The sequence below is a fragment of the Pyramidobacter sp. C12-8 genome (assembly GCF_002007215.1).
Lineage (GTDB): Bacteria > Synergistota > Synergistia > Synergistales > Dethiosulfovibrionaceae > Pyramidobacter.
This window is the reverse complement of record NZ_MUHX01000028.1, coordinates 16934-36353: the sequence shown is the minus strand read 5'-3', so window position 1 is coordinate 36353 and position 19420 is coordinate 16934. Positions and strand designations below refer to the sequence as shown.

The following is a 19420-nucleotide window of genomic DNA, read 5'->3' as shown; positions in this document are numbered from 1 at the left end:
GAAGATGCCCCAAGGGGGCTTGTGCAAACCACCGGCACGGCCGGTGGTTATGATTTTCGGTAGAGCGCAGTGACATAGTTTTCTGTACGCTGCGACGCTCGCTTTGTGAGTCTTCCTCGCGGCGCCCTTGCGTCCGGCTTTTTGACTGATGGAGGAGTATTATTGCCGCAATCATTGAACTCGTTGCCATGGGAATATTGGATTGTGATATTATCGTCGTATATTCGCACCCAGGAGGGACAACGTGGAAAAAAAGATCATCATGGGGCTTCCGGCCCTAAATTTTCAGGCCTTGTTGGGCCTTGTTTTCTTTGCGGCGACGTTCTTCCTTGTAAAGCTGATCCGCGGCATTCAGACGGGCCGTTACCCCGGGGGCGGCGCGATGTTGCTTTATCTCCGTTCGATCTTATGGCTCTGTCTTGTCGGCGGTCTGATGATGTTTCTCGGAGCGCTCCTTGGTTTTCGATATGTTTAAAATTCTGTCGGACGTGTTTCTCGCATTTTTTTAAGAATTCAGCAAGAAGAATAAGAGCTTTTTTCGTTATTCTCTGTTATTATTTGTAGGCGGTTTCCGCTTTCCTCCGCAGCCCTCGTGCGCACGGGAAAACAAGGAGCGATTCGTGATTGACTTTGCCCGAATTACTGATAGAGTATGATTATTGTTTTTTCGGCGAAGGAAAGGGCGAGCTCCATTCTTGTCAAGCGCCTCACGGATTGACGTCTGATGAGCGTTAAAGATAAACGGCGTTAACGGCAGTTCATATTTTTCAAGGAGGTACCAGTATGGCGGTAAAAACCATCGATGAGCTTTGCAATGTGCTTCTCGACAAGCGCGCCAAGGCGGCGGCCGGCGGCGGCGAGAAGGCCGTTGCCAAGCACAAGGCCAAGGGCAGTCTCACGGCTCGTGAAAGGATCGATCTCCTCATGGATGAGGGATCGTTTGTCGAGCTCGACGAATTTGTGGAACATCGCTGCACGAATTTCGGCATGGAGAACAAAAAATATTTAGGCGACGGCGTCGTCACGGGCTACGGCACGGTCGGCGGACGCATCGTTTACGTTTTCAGCCAGGACTTTACGGTTCTCGGCGGCTCTCTGGGACAGATGCACGCCGCCAAGATCTGCAAAGTCATGGACCTTGCCCTTCGCAACGGCTGTCCGATCGTCGGCATCAACGACAGTGGCGGAGCTCGTATTCAGGAAGCCGTTGACGCTTTGGACGGCTACGGTGGAATCTTCTACCGCAATACCATTTCCAGCGGCATCATCCCGCAGATGTCGGTCATCGTCGGTCCGACGGCTGGCGGCGCGGTGTACAGCCCCGCTCTGACGGATTACATCTTTATGGTTGACAAGATCAGCATCATGCATATCACGGGCCCCGCCGTCATCAAGACGGTGACCGGCGAAGAGATTTCCAGCGAGGAGCTGGGCGGCGCCAAAACTCATAATAGCCGCTCCGGCAACGCGCATTTCTTCGCCGCTTCCGAGCAGGAATGCTTCCAGCAGGTTCGTGACGTGCTGAGCTACTTGCCCAGCAACAACATGGGCGACGCGCCCCGCGTGGCGACGAGCGACCCCGTCTCCCGCACGGAGATGGCCCTGCGCACCATGGTGCCCACCGATTCCAACAAGGGGTACGATGTGCACAACATGATCAAGGCGGTGGTCGACGACGGCAAGTTCGTCGAGGTTCAGGCGATGTGGGCCAAGAACATCGTGATCGGCTATGCCAGCTTCGACGGTATGCCGGTCGGCATTGTTGCCAATCAGGCCAGCGTGATGGCGGGATGCCTCGATATCGACTGTTCTGATAAGGCGAGCCGTTTTATCCGTCACTGCGACGCCTTCAACCTTCCGATCGTGACGTTCGTCGACGTCCCCGGTTACCTGCCCGGCAAGGCGCAGGAGTGGGGCGGTATCATCCGTCACGGCGCCAAGATGCTGTATGCTTACAGCGAGGCGACCGTGCCCCTGATCACGGTGGTGATGCGCAAAGCTTACGGCGGCGCTTATATCGGCATGTGTTCCAAGGCGCTGGGGGCCGATTCTGTCCTTGCCTGGCCTCAGTCGCAGATCGCCGTCATGGGAGCGGCCGGCGCGGCCAATATCATCTTCCGCAAGGAGATCGAAGCGGCCAAGGATCCTCAGGCTGAGCGCGCCGAGCTCATCAGCGAGTATGAAGACGCCTTTGCGACGCCGTATCAGGCGGCCAGCCGCGGTTACGTCGACAAGGTCATCCTCCCCGAAGAAACCCGGTACGAAGTCATTCAGGCGTTGAAGGCTCACCGCACGAAACGCCAGGCTCTGCCCCGCAAGAAGCACGGCGTCATGCCCAACTAGTGAGGAGGAAGAGCGATGCCCGCTACCGAAGCAGTAAAAACATTAGCAGCGTCCTTTGAAGGAATGGGCGGTGCTACGGCTCTTTCACTGATCGCCTTCAGCGTCGTTTTCCTTGTTTTGGCGGGACTGACGTTGGTTATCTTTGCCATGCGCGTTGTTTCCAAGGTCGCCGGCAATCAAAAAGCTCCAGCGGCCGCTCCCGCTCCTGCGCAAGTTGCTGCAGGCGCTGCGCCTGTTCGCGTCGGAACGGCTTCGGACGACGAACTCGTGGCCGTTATCGCGGCGGCGATCGCGGCGCAGACGGGAACTATGATGTCCATCAGATCGATCGTTCCGGCCGGCGTGCATCTGATCGGCAGCGACGAAACGGCATGGATCGCCTGCGGACGCATCGAAGCGCTTCAGGGAGCTCTCTCTGACCGCTGGAATTAGTGACTGACGGTTCAGGTCAGTGCGCCTGAAATCCGAAAAAATTATCTCATTGAAAAACAACCGAGGAGGATACTCATAATGTCGATGTATAAGATTACCGTGAATGGCAAGTCCTATGACGTAAACGTCGAGCCTCTTGCTGGCGCCGCTCCTGTCGCGGCGCCTCAGGCTGCGCCCGTTGCGGCGGCTCCCGTTTCTGCTCCTGCCGCTGCTCCGGCGCCGGCGCCCAAGGCTGCGTCCGCTCCGGTGGCGGCGCCGGCCGCTGCCGCTCCGGCGGGCAGCACGGAAGTGACGGCGCCTATGCCCGGCAAAGTCCTGCGCGTCCTTGCCAAGGTGGGCGACACCGTGACGGCCAATGACAATCTTCTGATCCTCGAGGCCATGAAGATGGAAAACGAAATTCCCGCCGGCCGCGACGGCAAGGTGCTGGAGATCCGTGTGAACGAGGGCTCGGCCGTGAACAGCGGCGACGTTCTCGTGGTTATTGGCTGAAAACTGCCGGTCCCGAAGGCGAGGCATCCACTTTTCGTGGATGACCTCGCTTTTTTTATGCAAGTGTGGCAAAATAGCCTTGTTCCGTGGAAATGACTGAAGGTCGGCGAATCGACTTCTTTTGAGGGGGAAATTTCATCGTGAAAATTCTTATTGGTTCCGATCACGCGGGGTATGAACTGAAGCAGAAGGTCATCGCTCATTTGGCCGGCCGCGAGGGCTTGGCGGTGCAGGATTTTGGCACCGACACGGCGGAGGTCTCCTGCGATTATACCGATATCGCTCTGCAGGTCGGGCGCAGCGTGGCTCACGGCGACGCCGACCGCGGCATTCTGGTCTGCGGTACGGGACTGGGCATGGAGATCGCCGCCAACAAGGTCTCGGGAGTTTACGCAGCGGACTGCTGGAATAAAGAGGTCGCGGTCCTGAGCCGTCGTCATAACAACGCCAACGTCCTGACGCTGGGAGCGCGCGTCATCGACGAGCCGACGGCGACGGAGATCGTCGATGCCTGGCTGGCGACCGGGTTCGACGGCGGACGCCACGTACGCCGCACGCAGAAGATCTGCGCCTACGAACGCAGCACGAATCGAGCCTTTATGAACGAGGCCGGCCAGGTGGTGGTCTTCGACCATCCGCTCGTGCAGCACAAGCTGAGCATTATCCGCGACAAGAACACCCCGGTGAAGACGTTCCGCGAGACGGTGGCGGAGATCGCTTCGCTGATGGTCTACGAGATCACCCGCGATCTGCCCCTGAAGATGATCGACGTGGAAACGCCCATCACGCGCACGAAGGCCTATGCGCTGGCGGGCAAAAAACTGGCGATCGTGCCGATCCTGCGCGCCGGGCTGGGCATGATGGAGGGCGTGTTGAACCTGATCCCCAACGCGAAGGTCGGGCATATCGGCCTTTACCGCAATCCGGAGACGCTTCAGCCGGTGGAATACTACTGCAAGCTTCCGGGCGATATCGAGGAACGCGATATTTTCCTGCTCGATCCGATGCTGGCGACCGGAGGTTCCTCGGCGGAAGCCATCAGCCTGATCAAAAAGCGCGGCGGCAAAAAGATCTCTCTGGTCTGTCTGATCGCCGCGCCCGAGGGCGTTTCGGTCGTGCACGAACAGCATCCCGACGTGAACATCTTTGTCGCGTCTCTTGACAGTCATCTGAACGAGCACGGTTATATCGTTCCCGGCCTTGGCGACGCAGGAGACCGTATTTTCGGAACCCGTTGATGAAGCCGTTCTGGCTTTTTGTGATCTTTCTGTTGTGGGGCGGCGGGATGACTCCCATTGCCATCATGCTGGCGGAGCGTTACGGCATGATGGATTACCCGGATCAGCGCAAGATCCACCATGACCCGGTGCCGCGCGGCGCCGGGCTTGTTTTGTGGAGCGGCCTGCTGATGTGGGCGCTGCTTTTTGCCCGGGTTTCGTTCGAACTGAGGATCATCGTGACCGGCGCGACGATCGTTTTTTTTGCCGGCTATGTGGACGACATGCTTTCTCTGTCTCCGCTCGGGCGCCTGGTCGTGCATTTCCTTGCCGCCGCCGTCTCGTTGCTCATGGTGGGACGGCAGGATGCGCTGCATATGGGCGTTCTGTTGTTCTGGGTCGCCGGCGTGACGAACGCTTACAACTTTATCGACGGCATCAACGGCTTGGCTCTTTCCATGGCCTTCCTCAGTCTGAGCTTTATCGGCTGGATGAGCGCTTCGACTATGGTAATGCCGGTCATTGCCATGATCGCAGGGATCTTTTTCTGGAATTTCCCCAGGGCGAGAACTTTCCTGGGGGACGGCGGCGTCTACCTGCTGGGCTACTTTACCGCGGCCGTCACGATGCTTTGGCTGCTGCCGATGAATCTCGGCATTTACAAGTTCTGCGCGCTGCTGCTTTTCATTGGCGGCGTGCCTGTGATCGACACTCTGGCGGCGATCATCCGTCGCGCTGCCGCGGGGAAATCGCCTTTTTATCCCGATCGGAGCCATATTCATCATCGTCTGCTGGATAAAGGGCTGTCGCCGTTCGGGGTCCTGGCGGTCTTGAGCTTCCTGCAGATCATCAGTCTGTCCTGCGCCTATCTGCTTTTGCGTTCATAGGGAAAAAGCCGTCGCCCTGATCGAGGGTGACGGCTTTCTTGTAGTTGTTGTATAATGTAAAAGTATTTGTATCTTGGCTATCATAAAAACGTGCCTTAGGAGTGGGAGTTATGAGTAATGCCCAGTTTTTAAAGATTTCCGGCGGAGCGGCTCTCAAGGGGAAGGTTCGTACCCAGGGATCCAAGAACGCCGCGCTGCCGGTGATGGCGGCGGCTCTTCTGCTCGGCGACGGCGAAAAACTGACATGCACCAATGTGCCGCTTCTGCGCGATACCGAGACGCTGGTCGCTCTTTTGTGCGCGCTGGGGATGGGGGTGCAGTTCGAGGATGGCACGGCCACGGTGACCCGTCGGGGCGACCTGATCTGCGAAATGCCCGCCTCGCTGGTGCAAAAGATGCGCGCTTCTTCGATCCTTTTGGGACCGCTGCTTGCCCAGACGGGAAGGGCGGTCATGCCTTTGCCGGGAGGCTGTGCGATCGGCGCCCGGCCGATCGATCTGCATCTCAAGGGGCTGGCGAAAATGGGCGCTTCGATCGAACTCAGCCACGGGGCCGTCTATGCCAGCGCCAAGAAACTGCGCGGCTGCAGAATATATCTGGATTTCCCTTCGGTGGGCGCGACGGAGAACCTTGTCATGGCGGCGGTGCTGGCGGACGGCGAGACGACGATCGAAAACGCCGCCCGCGAGCCGGAGATCACGAATTTGGTTCAGGCGCTTCAGGCGATGGGGGCCGAGGTCTGTTATAAAAAGGACAACGCCGGCGTGATCCAGGTCAACGGTCGGGCCGGATTGGTTTCCGGCCGCGTCCAGATCATCCCCGACCGCATCGCTTCATGCACGTACCTCTTGGCCGGCGTGATCACGAACGGCGAAGTGACCGTGACCGACGTGACGCCTCAGCATTTCGATTCTCTTCTGGCCAAACTGGAAGAGGCCGACGTGTCTTATGAACGGCAGGAAAGCAGCGTCACCGTTTATCCCTCGCGCGGCAGGCTCAAAAAGCTGTCGGTCAAGACCATGCCTTATCCCGGCTTTCCCACCGACGTGCAGCCGCAGCTGATGGCCGCGCTGTGCCTTGCCAAGGGCACGAGCGTGATCAAGGAAAGCATCTTCGAATCCCGCTTTCAGCACGTGGCGGAACTTCGCAAAATGGGCGCGGCGATCGAGATCCAGGGCAATACGGCGGTCATCAACGGCGTACCCGCTCTGTACGGCGCCAGCGTGCAGGGAACCGATCTTCGCGCCGGCGCCGCCTTGGTGCTGGCGGGGCTGGCGGCTGAAGGCGAGACCCGCGTTTACGGCCTTCATCATATCCTGAGAGGATACGAAAATTTCGATCGCGCCCTGCAGGGACTGGGCGCCAAAGTTTCTATCGCGGAAGAAGACGAAAACTCGCTTTAGAGCGTTTAGCCTTCCAGAAGGGGGAGCGGTCGTGAAGACGAAGACGGTTTCTGACCTCCTTCCGGGGAAATATGAAGTCCTGGCCTTTTACGGGCCGGCGGGAACGGGAAAAAGCATGCGCTCGCAGATGGTGGCGTCGAAACGCGGCGTCGACATCATCATCGACGACGGGCTGCTGATTTCCCGCGGGCGAATCCTGGCCGGGAAAAGCGCCAAAACGGAACCCAACATGGTACGGGCCATTCGGCGCGCCATGTTCCATTTTCCCGAACACCGCGACGAGGTGCGGCGCTGCCTGGCGCGCCACCCTGGAAGCCGCGTCATGATTCTCGCCACGTCGCGGGGCATGAGCGACGAGATCTGCGAGGTGCTGGGACTGCCGCTGCCTTCGGAATACGTGCGCATCGATCAGGTCGCCTCCGACGACGAGATCGAAAAGGCGCTTTACGAGCGCAAGCAGAACAAGCGTCACGTCATTCCCGTCGCTCAGACGCAGATCCAAAAGAACTATACGGGACGACTGGTGGGCCGTCTGAAAAATCTTTTCTCGAGTCGGGACGAGGCGGAAAAGACCATTGTGCGTCCTCCGTTCAGCTACTACGGGGCGCTCAAGATCGAATCCGCCGTCGTCGAACAGATCGCCGAGCACGTGGCCCGCGGCACCGTACAGGTAGTCTCCGTCAAAGAGCCCAAAGTGAAAGAAGAGAACGACCGTCTGGTCATTTCTCTTTCCCTGACAGTGGAAACCGGCGCGTTCAGCTTCAAGGAACTGACCGCTCAGGCGGCGCTGCGCGTCCGGGTTGCCGTTGAACAGCTGACGGGAATGGAAGTCGCGAGAGTCGACGTGACCATAGCAGAGGTAACCTTTAATGACTGAAATACTCTATCAGGCGCAGCGCTCTCCGCAAGAGCGCATGGCGCTCTACCAATTGCTGCGGGACGCGGCGAACAAATGCGAACAGTGCAGGCTCTGCCGCTCCAGAAAGAACGTCGTGGTCGGCGAAGGCAGCCTGACCGCACGCATCATGTTTGTCGGCGAAGGCCCCGGCGAGGTGGAGGACAATTCGGGACGTCCCTTCGTCGGTCCGGCCGGGCAGCTGCTGACCCGCATCCTCGAGGCGGCCAAATTCAGCCGCGACGACGTGTACATCACCAACATCGTCAAGTGCCGGCCGCCCAACAACCGCGTTCCCGAAATCGAAGAGGTCTTAAGCTGCCAGCGCTGGCTGGAGGCTCAGATCGCCCTGCTTCAGCCGCAGATCATCGTCTGTCTGGGGAACACGCCTCTGAAGTGGTTCCTGCACGGCACGGAGGGGATCACCAAAATGCGCGGGCGCTGGTTCACGTGGCGCGGCGCGGCGCTGATGCCGATGTTCCATCCCAGTTATCTGCTGCGGAACCAGAGCCGTGAGCGCGGCGGCCCCAAGGATTTGACGTGGCGCGATATTCAGGAGATACGTCAGCGCTATGAGAGCTTGAGAGGATAAAGCATGGAACGTTGCGCGAACTTACCGAAACACGTTGCCCTGATCATGGACGGCAACGGCCGCTGGGCTAAAAAGCGCGGCCTGCCCCGCCTGCTGGGGCACCGTGCCGGGATCGCCGCTCTGGAACGGACGGTGCGGGCGGCCGGCGAGATGGGCATTGGCTTCCTGTCGGTCTACGCTTTTTCAACGGAAAATTGGAATCGTCCCCGGCTCGAAGTGGCGGGGTTGATGGAGCTGCTTCGGCACTACGCGTGCAAGAAAGTTCCCGATCTTGTGAAAAACGGCGTCAGAGTCCGTTTTTGCGGGGCGCGCCGAGGCGTGCCCGACGAAGTTCTTCGGATCATCGACTGGAGCGAAGCGGAGACGGCTCGATGCGGCCGCATGACGCTGATCGTCTGTTTCAACTACGGCGGCCGGCAGGAGATCCTGGACGCCATTGCCGACGCTCAGTCCAAAGGGGAAACGATCGCCGGCGAAGAAGACCTGAGGAAACATCTTTATCTCCCCGACATCCCCGATCCCGATCTGATCATCCGCACCAGCGGGGAGCTCCGCATCAGCAATTTCTGGCTGTGGCAGGGATCATACAGCGAATATTATTTTACGGACACGCTCTGGCCCGATTTCGGCACCGCGGAACTGAAAAAGGCATTGCAGTCCTATGCCGGAAGGGAACGCCGCTATGGACGAGTCGAAAAGTTTTGAGCATACGCTGGCTGTTCGCGCTGCCACCGGCACGGCACTGGTCGCGGTGATGCTGGGATTGCTCTATCTCGGCGGCTGGTGGTGGCATGTCTATGCCGCGTCTGTGGCTTTGGGTTCTCTCTGGGAGTTTTACCGCATGTCGCCCGGTCTGCCGAAAGCGGACCGTTGCGTCGGCCTGGTGGCCGCGACGGTGGTGCTTTTTTCCTCCGAACGCGTGTCGCAGACGGGGTTGATGGCGATTTTCGGCTTGTGCTGCTTCGCCGTCTATTTCATGGAACTGGCGCGGCGCCAGCTGACCGCCGACAGTCATTCCACGGCCAGCGTCGGGCCCGTGATCACCGGCTTGGTGTACGCGGTCATCCCGTGGTACTGCATGATTCGTTTTCGGGCTCTGCCCGATCCCGTAGGATGGGCGGCGGTGCTTTCCATCTTTCTCTGCACCTGGTCCTGCGACGTCATGGCCTATCTTGTCGGCTCGCGTTGGGGGACGGTGCGCGTTTGTCCTCATATCAGCCCTCACAAGAGCCTTGAAGGTTTTATCGGCGGTTTTGTCGCCAGCACGCTGTGCGGTGCGCTGTGCGCGCTGTTTTTCAAGTTCAGCCCGATGGCGTTCGTCCTCGTCGGCGCGGCCTGCGGCAGCGCCGGCCAGCTGGGCGATCTGGTGGAATCTCTGATCAAGCGCGAGAACGACGTCAAGGACAGCGGACACATTTTCCCCGGCCACGGCGGATTCCTCGACCGTTTTGACAGCGTCCTCGTCAACACGCTGTGCGCGTGGATGATCTGGTGGGCTTTTCTGCTTTGAGAGTTGAAGGATGTTGAAAAATACGAGAAAAAAGGTGGCCGTGATCGGCTGCACCGGCAGCGTGGGCTCTTCGGCGCTTGACGTGTGCCGCTCCTATCCCGAGATCTTTCAGGTGACGGCGCTGGCAGCGGAGACGGGAAGAGAGGCGCTGCCGTCGCTTTGTCGGGAGTTCGGACCTAAAATCGTCGTCTTGCGGAAGCCGCGCTGTGATTTGCCCAAAGGAGCGGAGCTCTGGCAGGGAGACGAGGCGCTGCTTCGTCTGGTCGAGTCCGACGAAGTGGAACATATCGTCTTCGCCTCGTCCGGCGTCGTCGCGGTAAAGGCGCTGGCGCGCGCGATGGAACTGGGCAAGGAAATCAGCCTGGCCAACAAGGAATCGGCGCTGATCATGGGCGAGCGCCTGGCCTCCGCCGTGCGCGCCGGTCAGATCCGTCCGCTCGACAGCGAACATAACGCGCTCTGGCAGTGTCTTGCCGGCGAAAATTACGATCATGTGGAACGGCTGGTTCTGACGGCTTCGGGCGGCCCTTTCCTGCGCACGTCGCTGGAACAGCTCGACGCGGTCACGCCCGAGCAGGCGGCGTCGCATCCCGTCTGGCCCATGGGGCGCAAGATCAGCGTCGACAGCGCCACGATGATCAACAAGGGCATCGAGCTCCTTGAGGCGCGCGATCTCTTCGGGATTTCGAGCGAGAAAATCCTGCCCGTGATCCATCCCGGCTCGAAAGTTCACGCGCTGGTTTCTTTCGTCGACGGGGCGACGAAGATGCTCCTGAGCCCTCCCGATATGCGCCTTGCGGCGTTGACGGCCCTCTCGTGGCCAATGCGCTTGCCGCTGCGGATGAAGAAGATCGAGCCAGTCGAACTGGACGGCCTGGATCTTCATTTCGAAAGGCCGCAGGAGGCGCGTTTCCCCGGGCTTTATACGGCGATCGAGGCGGCCCGCAGGGGCGAGCCCTATCCCGTCATTCTGATCGCCGCCGACGAAGCGGCCGTGCAGATGTTTCTCGAAAGAAAGATCGGCTTCGCCGACATTGCGAAAGTCGTGACCGCCGTCGTGGACGGCTATAACGGCGGAGACGTGGAAGACATTTCTTCGCGCGTCGCGCTTTACGAACGTTGCCGGGTCCACGCTCTCGAGTTGGCAAACGAGAGGGCCTGGGGCAGGAAGAAGGTTTGGAGTTAAATGATTCTGAGCGTCATATCGTTTCTTTTTATCATCCTGATCTGCGTGATCGTGCATGAGTTCGGCCATTATCTGACCGCGCTCTGGTGCGGTGTCAAGGTGCACGAATTTTCCTTCGGCATGGGGCCCGTGCTGTGGCAGCGCCAGGGGCGCAAAAATAAGTGGTCGGTGCGCGCGTTTCCCGTGGGCGGTTTTGTCCGTCTGGCCGGCATGGGCGAGGAAAACGAGGGCGAATCGCTTCTTCCCGGGGAGAGCTTTCAGGAAAAGCCCGCCTGGAAGCGCCTGATCGTTTTGGCGGCCGGCGCCTTCAACAATATCCTGCTGGTCGTGGCGCTGGCGACGGTGCTGCTGATGTCGCGCGGCGTGATGGACCTTTCCGTCAGCGAAGTCGGCGCGCTGATGCCCGGCTTTCCGGCGGCGGAGGCGGGGCTGCGGCGCGGCGACGTGATCGAGCGGGTCGGCGGCGTCGACGTCCGCAACTGGGAAGAGATGACCCGCGCGATCCGCTCCCAGGCCGCCGGTCAGGAGAAACTCGAGCTGACGGTCCGGCGCGGTTCCCGGCAGCTGACGCTGACGATGGGAACCAAAGCTGAAAAGGCGGGCGAGCCGCCGCTGATCGGCATCCAGCCCGCGATCAGGAAGCTGCCGCTGAGCCGGGCCCTGCGCGGCTCGATCGCGTGGACCTTCCACATGTCGCTGGCGATGCTCCAGGGGCTGAAAGAAATGCTCGTTCACCCGGCGAAAGTCGACGTCTCCGGGCCCGTGGGCATCGCCGCCATGGCCGGGCAGGCGGCCAGCGCCGGATTTTTCTCGCTGCTGTCGTTCCTCGCCGTGATCAGCCTCAATCTGGGGATCATCAACTTGCTGCCTTTTCCCGCCCTCGACGGGGGACACATCCTCTTTGTGCTGGCCGAGATGATCACGAGCAGAAACATGTCCCTCGAACTGGAAGGGAAGATCCATTTCATCGGCTTTATGATCCTGTTCGCTCTGATCGTCGTCGTGACCTGGCAGGATATTTTGAAGCTCTTTTAGCGCGGAGGCCGATCATGAAAAGAACCGTGCGGATTGGTTCCCTGACTCTGGGCGCGGGCGCGCCGGTGCGGGTCGAGTCGATGCTGAAAACGCGCCTCGACGACACGGCCGCGTGTCTGAAACAGCTGACCGAACTTCGGGCCGAAGGCTGCGAACTGGTGCGCGTCGCGTTTCCCAAGCCGGAGCTGAAAGACCGGCTGCGCGCCCTGAACGATTCCTCGCCGCTGCCGCTGATGGCGGACATCCACTTCGATCCGGCGCTTGCCGTCGCGGCCATGGAGGCCGGCTGCCCTTCCATCCGCATCAATCCCGGCAACATGGGCAGCCCCGGGCGCCTGGCGGCCGTCGTCGACCTGGCGCGGGAGCGCCGGGTCGTCATCCGGATCGGCGCCAACAGCGGTTCGGTCAATGACGCGCAGCTTCGGCGCGCCGGCGGCGACCGCGGCGCCGCTCTGGCGCTGGCAGTCGGAGAGCAGATGGAAATGCTGCTGTCGCTGAAATTTTACGACATTGTCGTTTCCGCCAAATCGACCGATCTGGAAGAGTCCCTGCGCGCCAATGTCCTTCTCCAGCGCCGCTACGGCGACTTCCCGTTCCACGTGGGGATCACCGAATCGGGCAGCGGATTGGACGGCGTCGTCAAAAGCGCCTGCGGCCTGTCGCGGCTTTTGGCGCTGGGCATCGGCGACACGATGCGCGTCAGTTTGTCCCAGCCGCCCGCGGACGAAGTGCGGACGGCCTACAGCATCCTGCGGGCGCTGAATCTGCGCCAGCGCGGCGGGCGGCTGATCTCGTGCCCGACCTGCGGACGGCGCCAGCTGGAAGTGACCGCCGTCGTTCCTCAGCTCGCCCCGATATTGGAAGAACTGCCCGACGGCTACACGCTGGCCGTGATGGGCTGCGAGGTGAACGGTCCGCGCGAAGCCCGCTGCGCCCAGCTCGGCGTCGCCGGTTCGCCTTCGGGCCCGGTCATCTTCAAAGACGGAAAGATCGTCGAGCGCGTCGAAAGCGGCTGCGTGATCGAGGCGCTGCGGCGCCATCTGCCGAAAAAATCTTGAAAAAAAGCCGCCACGGAAGAATGATATGTCCCCTTCATTTTTCCGTGGCGGCTTTTTTCTGCCCTAAATACAGCGAGTGTGGTAAAATAAAACGTCATGTCGCATGAGGGAAGAGGAGGGGCTTCTGTGAGAGACGCCAGAAAATTGATCGACGCCATCGAAAAATGGATGAGCCAGATTATTTCCGCTTCCGGAGCCGGCGGCGCCGTGGTCGGACTGAGCGGCGGCATCGACTCGGCCGTGGCGGCGGCACTGCTCAAAGAAGCGCTCGGGACGGAACGCGTGATAACGGTGTATATGCCGTGCCACAGCATTCCGCTTGACGGAGAGCACGCGCGCCTGACCGCCGACGCGCTGGGAGTGAAAATGCTGACGGTCGATCTGTCGGAGACTTTTGACGTCTACCGGCGCACGATCGGCCGGATCATGGAACCTTCCGCGCTGGCAGCGGCCAACATCAAGCCCCGCCTGCGCATGATCACGGCGTATTCCATCGCGCAGACGCTCGGGTACCTGGTGTGCGGTACGGGCAACAAGGACGAGCTGACCGTGGGCTACTTTACCAAATACGGAGACGGCGGCAGCGACTTTATGCCTCTGGCCGATCTGACCAAGGCCGAGGTGCGCGCGATCGCGCGCGAAATGGGCGTGCCCTCTCCGGTCATCGAAAAGCCGCCGTCGGCCGGACTCTGGGAAGGGCAGACCGACGAGCAGGAAATGGGGCTGTCCTACGACGTACTCGACGCGTATGTTTCCGGACGGCCGGTCGATGAGAAGAGCCGCAGGGAAATCGAGCGGCGCAGACGTATTTCGGAGCATAAAAGGAAAATGCCGCCAATCTGCGTCATCGACGCAGTTTGAGCGATTTCAAGCATGTTTTGCAGAGTGCGATTCCTTAAACTTTTTATGAGGTGATTTTGTATGTCAGGGCATTCGAAGTGGGCAAATATCAAGCATCGTAAGGCTGCGCAGGATTCCAAAAAAGGAAACGAGCGCCAGAAGCTGATCAAGATGATCATCATCGCGGCCAAGGAGGGCGGCGGCGATCCCGGCATGAACGTGCGCCTCAAGGCGGCGCTCGACCGCGCGCGGGCGGCCAGCGTCCCCAACGACACGATCACCAGGGCCATCAAACGCGGCACCGGCGAGCTCGAGGGCGTTTCCTACGAGGAACTGACGTACGAGGGCTACGGCATCGACGGCGTGGCCATCATCTGCGAGTCGTTGACGGACAACCGCAACCGTACCACGCCCGAGATCCGCGCCATTCTCGAACGCAACGGCGGTTCCATGGGGACGGCCGGCAGCGTGGCCTGGAACTTCGAGCGCAAGGGCAGCATCGCCATCGAGGGGGCGGTCGACGAGGATCAGCTGATGGAAGATGCCATCGACGCCGGCGCGGATGACGTGGCCGTCAATGAGGAGGGCGCCACGGTGACGACCGATCCTTCAGCCATGATGGAGGTTCGCGAAGCGCTTGAAAAGAAGGGCTATAAGGTCACCGACGCCGAAAATGTCTTCGTCCCCAAGACGACCGTGACAATCGGCGACGTGGAAAAAGCCCGCAAGATGCTCAAGCTCTTCGATCTGCTCGACAGCCACGACGACGTTCAGAACGTCTACGCGAACTTTGAATTTACCGACGAGGTGAACGAGGCCATTGCCAACGACGACTAAGGGGCTTGTCTGTCTGGGGATCGACCCGGGCATCGGCCGCCTCGGATACGGCTTTGTGTGCCAATCGGGAAGCTCCTATCGGGCGCTGGCCTACGGGTGTCTTGAGACGCCTCCCCATCAGGATACGTCAGTGAGAATTAAAGCGTTGTATGACGGTGTGAGGGAGCAGATTGAAAACTGCTCCCCTCATTTTATGTCCGTCGAGAGACTCTATTTCGGACAGAACCGCACGACTGCCGAAGCGGTGTGGCAGGTTCGGGGGGCCATACTGTTGCTGGGAGCGCAATATCATCTGCCGGTTGTCGAACCCAAACCGTCGGAAGTGAAGCTGACGGTCTGCGGCGATGGCACGGCGGAAAAACGTCAGGTACAGCTCATGATCCAGCAGCTTCTGAACCTGCCGGAAATCCCCCGTCCCGACGACACGGCCGATGCGCTCGGTATCGCTCTGGCCGGCCTGGCGATCGTCCGCAGTCCGCAGTATGCCTATGGAAGGAGATAGCCGGCCATGCTTGCCAGCATCAGAGGAAAGGTCGTAGAAAGGTCCGAATTTGCAGCCGTCGTCGAGTGCAACGGCTTTGGCGTGGAGGTCCTTTTGACGCGCCAGGCGGCGGAACGATGCGAACTCGGAGCGCAGGTATTTCTTTACACCCTGCTGCAGATCGGCGACGCCGGCGTGGCTCTTTACGGTTTTGCCGACGATACCGAACGCCGGACGTTCAAACTGATGATTCTGACCAAGGGCGTGGGCGGCAAGGCGGCCATTTCCATCCTTCAGTACCTTTCCCCTGCGGAGATCGTCGCGGCCGTGGAGCAGAACGACATCAGGCTGCTTACTTCGGTGCCGGGAATCGGCAAAAAAACGGCCGAACGCATTTGTTTCGAACTTTCCGACCGCATTCATAAAAAAGGCTTTATCCAGCTGACGGGCGAACTGCACGGTGCGCCTGCCGGCGATCGGCAGGCGGCCGCCGGCGTGCTCGACGCTCTTGAATCCCTGGGATTCGACCGCGCCTCGGCCGTGCGCGCCTACAAGTCGGTTGTGGCTGAACAGGGAGAGTCTCTTGGCGAAAGCGAGGCCATTATGAGCTGCCTTCGCATCCTTCAGCCCCGCAAGTGAGGTGATGCGTTTTGGACAAAGAAAACATTCATCGCGGTTTCGATCTGCCCCCGCTCGAAGAGCTCAAAGAGCGGGAAGACGAGAGGGGCCTTCGCCCCCTCCAGTTATCCGATTTCAACGGCCAGACGGAGATAAAATCCAAGCTGGAAGTCTATATCCAGGCCGCGAAGAAGCGCGAAGAAGCGCTGGACCACGTCCTCTTTTACGGGCCTCCCGGCTTGGGAAAGACGACCCTGGCCGGCATCATCGCCCATGAAATGGACAGCGAGCTGCGAGTGACGACGGGGCCGGCGCTGGAGAAGCCCGGCGATCTCGCGGCGATCCTCTCGAACCTTCAGGATCACGACGTGCTGTTCATCGACGAGATCCACCGCATGTCCACGACGATCGAAGAAGTGCTGTACTCCGCCATGGAGGACTTCACGCTGCACATCATCGTCGGCAAGGGGCCTCTGGCGCGCAGCATCTGCCTGAACCTGCCGCACTTCACGCTGGTGGGGGCCACGACCCGCCTGGGGCTGCTCAGCGCGCCGCTGCGCGCGCGGTTTGGCATCGTCGAGCAGCTGCGGCTCTATACGGCGGAGGAACTGTGCGTCATTCTCGACCGCGGCGCGGGCGTGATGAACATGAAAGTGGAGCCCGAGGCCTGCCGCGCGATTGCCAGCCGTTCGCGCGGGACGCCGCGGATCGCCCTGAGGCTGCTGCGCCGCGTCCGCGACTTCGCCGAGGTGGCCGGCGTGCCGACCGTCGAAGCCGCTCTGGCGGCGCGGGCGATGGATACGCTCGGCCTTGACGGACTGGGGCTGGACGACGGCGACCGCAAAATACTCGACGCCATCGTCAGCCTTTTCGACGGCGGTCCCGTGGGGCTTTCGACCCTTGCCGCCGCGCTGAACGAAGAACCTCAGACGATCGAAGACATCTACGAGCCCTATCTGATTCAAAAGGGCATGATCGAACGCACCCCTCGAGGGAGGAAAGCAACGGAAAATGCGTACCGTTATCTTGGCAAGACGCCGCCTCAGGCGGCGCCGGATCAACTGGAACTGCTGTAAAAAGATCGCTCTCGCCGTGTTTTTTTTCTCGCTGTGCCTGTGCCTTTCGGCTGAGGCTCAGGCGCGCTGGATTCGCGTGGGGCTCATGACCGCGCCTTCCGCGCCGATTTCCGGACGCAGCTTGAGCGGCAGGGATGGCGGCGGCCGCCGCTTTTCGTTGCCGGCGAGTTTCAGCGCTCACGCGCGCGGATCGAACGTCGTCATTCAGGGAAAAAGTTATGCTTCGCCTGTGATCGTGAGCTCGCCGCATCAGATCCGCTGCGGCAAAGTCAGCTATGAAGGCGAGCTGGTGCTGCGGGCCCGCGGCGGGCAGGTCACGGTGATCAACCATCTTGACGTTGAAAAATACCTTCGCGGCGTCCTCGGCTACGAGATCAATCCGCAATGGGCCATGGAAGTCCTCAAGGCGCAGGCGGTGATCTCCAGGACCTACGCGCTGGCGCAGATGGGGCGTCACGAAGCCAGCGGTTACGACGTCTGCACGACCGATCATTGTCAGGTCTATCGAGGCACGAACGTGCTCCACGCTTCGACGGACCGCGCGATCGCGCAGACCCGCGGCCAAGTTTTGACGTACAGGGGCGATTTGGCGCACACCTTTTTCTGTTCCGACAGCGGCGGCGCCACCGCTGATGTCGGCGACGTGTGGGGCAAACGCGTCCCCTATCTGGTCGTTCGCAAAGAACCCTTTCCCTCCGGATCTCCCAAGGCTCGCTGGGAGGCCTCTCTGTCGGCGGGCGAGATCCAGAACGCTCTCGCCAAAAAAGGCAAAAGCGTGGGAACGGTGTCGCAGATCGCCATCGAGCGGCGGGACGCTGCCGGGCGCGCGGCGGCGCTGAGATTTACGGGTTCTGCGGGAAGCTCCGTGCTCAGCAGCGCGGCTTTTCGCACCCTGATCGGCGCGAAAAAAGTGCGCAGCACGTTCTTTGAGTTTTCTCCCGAAGGCCCGCGTGCGACCGACGTGCCCGATCCCGTTCAGCGCCGCGAAGCGCCCCGGACCGCGAGAAAAATCGCCTTTGACCCGACGCCTCTGACGACGGCTGAAGACGCGCAGCTCAAGGCGCTGATCGAGCAAAAGAAATTCAACGTCGACGAACGCCTGGACATGATCCTCTATCCCGAGCGGCGCCGGAATTACCTGTATAAAGCTTTAGGCGTTGAGACGCCGGCAATGGAGCGGAAACGAGAACCGCTCGAACAGCCGGCGGAGACGGCGAAGCGCATTCCGAATCTGGCCCGGACGGCAGTTTCCGCCAGCCTCGCCGGCGGCAGCGTCACATTGTATGGGCGCGGCTGGGGGCACGGCGTTGGCCTCTCGCAGTGGGGAGCCAAGGCCATGGCGGATCGAGGCTGGTCGGCGGAAAAAATACTTGAGTTTTATTATCCCGGCACGGCAATCCAAAAGAGATGAAGAGATAACGTACGGCAAACCTTTACAGGAGTGACTTTTTGTCAATGACGCAGAGGGACTTTTTCGACATCAATACCTATGATTACGAACTTCCGCCCGAGCTGATCGCGCAAAAACCGGCGGACCCCCGCGACCGTTGCCGCCTTCTGACCGTACGCCGCGCGGACGGGAAGCTGTTTCACCAGCATTTCCACGATGTTCTCCAATGGCTTCGCCCCGGCGATGTCCTTGTGCGCAACGACACGCGCGTTATGGCCGCGCGCGTCGGAGGCGTGAAGGTCAACGGCAGCGCCCAGGTGGAGGTCCTTCTGCTGCGTCCGGAGGACGACGGCGAAAAATGCTGGGAGGCTCTGGTTCGCCCCGGCCGCAAGCTGCCCGAGGGATCGCGGGTGCGCCTTGACGGCGACGTCGTGGTCACGATCGGCGCCGTCAAAAGCGAAGACGGCGTGCGCCGCGTCGTTTTCCCCGCCGACTGCGATGTGCGCGCTCTGGCCGAGGCAAACGGCTCGATGCCGCTGCCCCCTTATATTCATGAGCGCTCGTCGCGCCCCGAGGATTATCAGACCGTTTATGCGAAGGATCCCCGTTCTGCGGCGGCGCCGACGGCCGGCCTCCATTTTACTCGCGAGCTGCTTCGGAAAGTCGCCGAGCGCGGCGTGACGATCGCCGACATTACGCTCGAAGTCGGGCTGGGAACGTTCCGCCCCGTCAAAACGGAGGATATTCGAAGGCATCATATGCATGTCGAACACTGCGTGATCCCGCAGGATGCCTATGACAAGATCGTCATGGCCAAGAAGAACGGCGGGCGCGTCGTCGCCCTCGGCACGACCGTGGTGAGGACGCTCGAAGGCATGGCCGCCGCCTCTGGGGGGCTTCATCCGGGCGTGCTGGAAACGGAGCTGTTCATCTATCCTGGGTTCGAATACAAGGTCGTGGACGCGCTGATCACGAATTTTCATCTTCCCAAGAGCACGTTGGTGATGCTGGTTGCGGCCTTTGCGGGCTATGACCTGACCATGAAAGCGTACGCCGAAGCGGTGAAGGAACGATATCGCTTCTTTTCGTTCGGGGACGCCATGATGATCGTATAAAGGCAGGCGCCGC

Annotated in this window: 21 protein-coding genes; all 21 read left to right on the top strand. The window is 60.6% G+C overall.

The features are described 5' to 3' along the window. The first annotated feature begins 244 nt into the window (after positions 1 to 244). The 21 genes from B0D78_RS10020 (at position 245) to queA (ending at position 19407) form a co-directional block, all read left to right on the top strand. Positions 245 to 475, top strand: coding sequence for a hypothetical protein (locus B0D78_RS10020; RefSeq protein WP_078016831.1), 231 nt, complete (start codon positions 245 to 247; stop codon positions 473 to 475). A gap of 308 nt (positions 476 to 783) precedes the next feature. Beyond that, positions 784 to 2343, top strand: coding sequence for an acyl-CoA carboxylase subunit beta (locus B0D78_RS10015; protein WP_078016830.1), 1560 nt, complete (start codon positions 784 to 786; stop codon positions 2341 to 2343). 15 nt (positions 2344 to 2358) lie between these two features. Beyond that, on the top strand, positions 2359 to 2775 hold the full coding sequence (locus B0D78_RS10010) for an OadG family transporter subunit (RefSeq protein ID WP_143521821.1): 417 nt from the start codon (positions 2359 to 2361) through the stop codon (positions 2773 to 2775). Between the two features lie 75 nt (positions 2776 to 2850). Next, positions 2851 to 3267, top strand: a complete 417-nt coding sequence (locus tag B0D78_RS10005) for a biotin/lipoyl-containing protein (protein ID WP_240496159.1) — start codon at positions 2851 to 2853, stop codon at positions 3265 to 3267. Positions 3268 to 3407: 140 nt separating this feature from the next. Next, positions 3408 to 4505, top strand: coding sequence for a uracil phosphoribosyltransferase (upp, locus tag B0D78_RS10000; protein ID WP_078016827.1), 1098 nt, complete (start codon positions 3408 to 3410; stop codon positions 4503 to 4505). 20 nt (positions 4506 to 4525) lie between these two features. Next, positions 4526 to 5371, top strand: coding sequence for a glycosyltransferase family 4 protein (locus B0D78_RS09995; protein ID WP_240496158.1), 846 nt, complete (start codon positions 4526 to 4528; stop codon positions 5369 to 5371). A gap of 110 nt (positions 5372 to 5481) precedes the next feature. Then, positions 5482 to 6774: a UDP-N-acetylglucosamine 1-carboxyvinyltransferase gene (gene murA / locus B0D78_RS09990; RefSeq protein WP_078016825.1), complete on the top strand. Its 1293-nt coding sequence runs from the start codon at positions 5482 to 5484 to the stop codon at positions 6772 to 6774. Between the two features lie 31 nt (positions 6775 to 6805). Continuing rightward, positions 6806 to 7651, top strand: a complete 846-nt coding sequence (locus B0D78_RS09985) for a hypothetical protein (protein WP_078016824.1) — start codon at positions 6806 to 6808, stop codon at positions 7649 to 7651. Then, positions 7644 to 8261, top strand: a complete 618-nt coding sequence (locus tag B0D78_RS09980) for a uracil-DNA glycosylase (RefSeq protein ID WP_078016823.1) — start codon at positions 7644 to 7646, stop codon at positions 8259 to 8261. Before B0D78_RS09985 ends, B0D78_RS09980 begins: the two co-directional genes overlap by 8 nt. Before the next feature lie 3 nt (positions 8262 to 8264). Continuing rightward, a complete protein-coding gene (gene uppS, locus B0D78_RS09975; RefSeq protein WP_078016822.1) occupies positions 8265 to 8966 on the top strand; it encodes a polyprenyl diphosphate synthase in 702 nt (233 codons plus the stop codon). Further along, entirely contained in the window at positions 8944 to 9771 is an 828-nt protein-coding gene (locus B0D78_RS09970; RefSeq protein WP_078016821.1) for a phosphatidate cytidylyltransferase, read from the top strand. Before uppS ends, B0D78_RS09970 begins: the two co-directional genes overlap by 23 nt. Before the next feature lie 10 nt (positions 9772 to 9781). Continuing rightward, on the top strand, positions 9782 to 10957 hold the full coding sequence (locus B0D78_RS09965) for a 1-deoxy-D-xylulose-5-phosphate reductoisomerase (protein ID WP_078016820.1): 1176 nt from the start codon (positions 9782 to 9784) through the stop codon (positions 10955 to 10957). Continuing rightward, positions 10958 to 11992, top strand: a complete 1035-nt coding sequence (locus B0D78_RS09960) for a M50 family metallopeptidase (protein ID WP_078016819.1) — start codon at positions 10958 to 10960, stop codon at positions 11990 to 11992. 14 nt (positions 11993 to 12006) lie between these two features. Then, a complete protein-coding gene (ispG, locus tag B0D78_RS09955; RefSeq protein ID WP_078016818.1) occupies positions 12007 to 13050 on the top strand; it encodes a (E)-4-hydroxy-3-methylbut-2-enyl-diphosphate synthase in 1044 nt (347 codons plus the stop codon). A gap of 126 nt (positions 13051 to 13176) precedes the next feature. Continuing rightward, the gene (gene nadE / locus B0D78_RS09950; RefSeq protein WP_078016817.1) at positions 13177 to 13911 is read left to right on the top strand and encodes an NAD(+) synthase; all 735 of its coding nucleotides are present in this window, start codon (positions 13177 to 13179) and stop codon (positions 13909 to 13911) included. 60 nt (positions 13912 to 13971) lie between these two features. Next, entirely contained in the window at positions 13972 to 14727 is a 756-nt protein-coding gene (locus B0D78_RS09945; protein ID WP_078016816.1) for a YebC/PmpR family DNA-binding transcriptional regulator, read from the top strand. Continuing rightward, positions 14711 to 15229, top strand: a complete 519-nt coding sequence (gene ruvC, locus B0D78_RS09940; protein WP_078016815.1) for a crossover junction endodeoxyribonuclease RuvC — start codon at positions 14711 to 14713, stop codon at positions 15227 to 15229. Before B0D78_RS09945 ends, ruvC begins: the two co-directional genes overlap by 17 nt. Before the next feature lie 6 nt (positions 15230 to 15235). Next, positions 15236 to 15847, top strand: a complete 612-nt coding sequence (ruvA, locus tag B0D78_RS09935; RefSeq protein ID WP_078016814.1) for a Holliday junction branch migration protein RuvA — start codon at positions 15236 to 15238, stop codon at positions 15845 to 15847. 11 nt (positions 15848 to 15858) lie between these two features. Beyond that, on the top strand, positions 15859 to 16902 hold the full coding sequence (ruvB, locus tag B0D78_RS09930) for a Holliday junction branch migration DNA helicase RuvB (RefSeq protein ID WP_078016813.1): 1044 nt from the start codon (positions 15859 to 15861) through the stop codon (positions 16900 to 16902). Next, the gene (locus B0D78_RS09925; protein ID WP_168170093.1) at positions 16853 to 18313 is read left to right on the top strand and encodes a SpoIID/LytB domain-containing protein; all 1461 of its coding nucleotides are present in this window, start codon (positions 16853 to 16855) and stop codon (positions 18311 to 18313) included. The genes ruvB and B0D78_RS09925 overlap by 50 nt, the downstream gene beginning before the upstream one ends. 44 nt (positions 18314 to 18357) lie before the next feature. Next, on the top strand, positions 18358 to 19407 hold the full coding sequence (queA, locus tag B0D78_RS09920; RefSeq protein ID WP_078016811.1) for a tRNA preQ1(34) S-adenosylmethionine ribosyltransferase-isomerase QueA: 1050 nt from the start codon (positions 18358 to 18360) through the stop codon (positions 19405 to 19407). The last annotated feature ends 13 nt before the right edge of the window (positions 19408 to 19420 follow it).

Coding starts and splice junctions, on each gene's coding strand:
- ruvA (WP_078016814.1), top strand. CDS start 15,236: ATGCTTGCCAGCATCAGAGGAAAGGTCGTAGAAAGGTCCGAATTTGCA.
- ispG (WP_078016818.1), top strand. CDS start 12,007: ATGAAAAGAACCGTGCGGATTGGTTCCCTGACTCTGGGCGCGGGCGCG.
- queA (WP_078016811.1), top strand. CDS start 18,358: ATGACGCAGAGGGACTTTTTCGACATCAATACCTATGATTACGAACTT.
- B0D78_RS09945 (WP_078016816.1), top strand. CDS start 13,972: ATGTCAGGGCATTCGAAGTGGGCAAATATCAAGCATCGTAAGGCTGCG.
- B0D78_RS09965 (WP_078016820.1), top strand. CDS start 9,782: ATGTTGAAAAATACGAGAAAAAAGGTGGCCGTGATCGGCTGCACCGGC.
- B0D78_RS09970 (WP_078016821.1), top strand. CDS start 8,944: ATGGACGAGTCGAAAAGTTTTGAGCATACGCTGGCTGTTCGCGCTGCC.
- B0D78_RS10015 (WP_078016830.1), top strand. CDS start 784: ATGGCGGTAAAAACCATCGATGAGCTTTGCAATGTGCTTCTCGACAAG.
- murA (WP_078016825.1), top strand. CDS start 5,482: ATGAGTAATGCCCAGTTTTTAAAGATTTCCGGCGGAGCGGCTCTCAAG.
- B0D78_RS09960 (WP_078016819.1), top strand. CDS start 10,958: ATGATTCTGAGCGTCATATCGTTTCTTTTTATCATCCTGATCTGCGTG.
- B0D78_RS10010 (WP_143521821.1), top strand. CDS start 2,359: ATGCCCGCTACCGAAGCAGTAAAAACATTAGCAGCGTCCTTTGAAGGA.
- B0D78_RS09980 (WP_078016823.1), top strand. CDS start 7,644: ATGACTGAAATACTCTATCAGGCGCAGCGCTCTCCGCAAGAGCGCATG.
- uppS (WP_078016822.1), top strand. CDS start 8,265: ATGGAACGTTGCGCGAACTTACCGAAACACGTTGCCCTGATCATGGAC.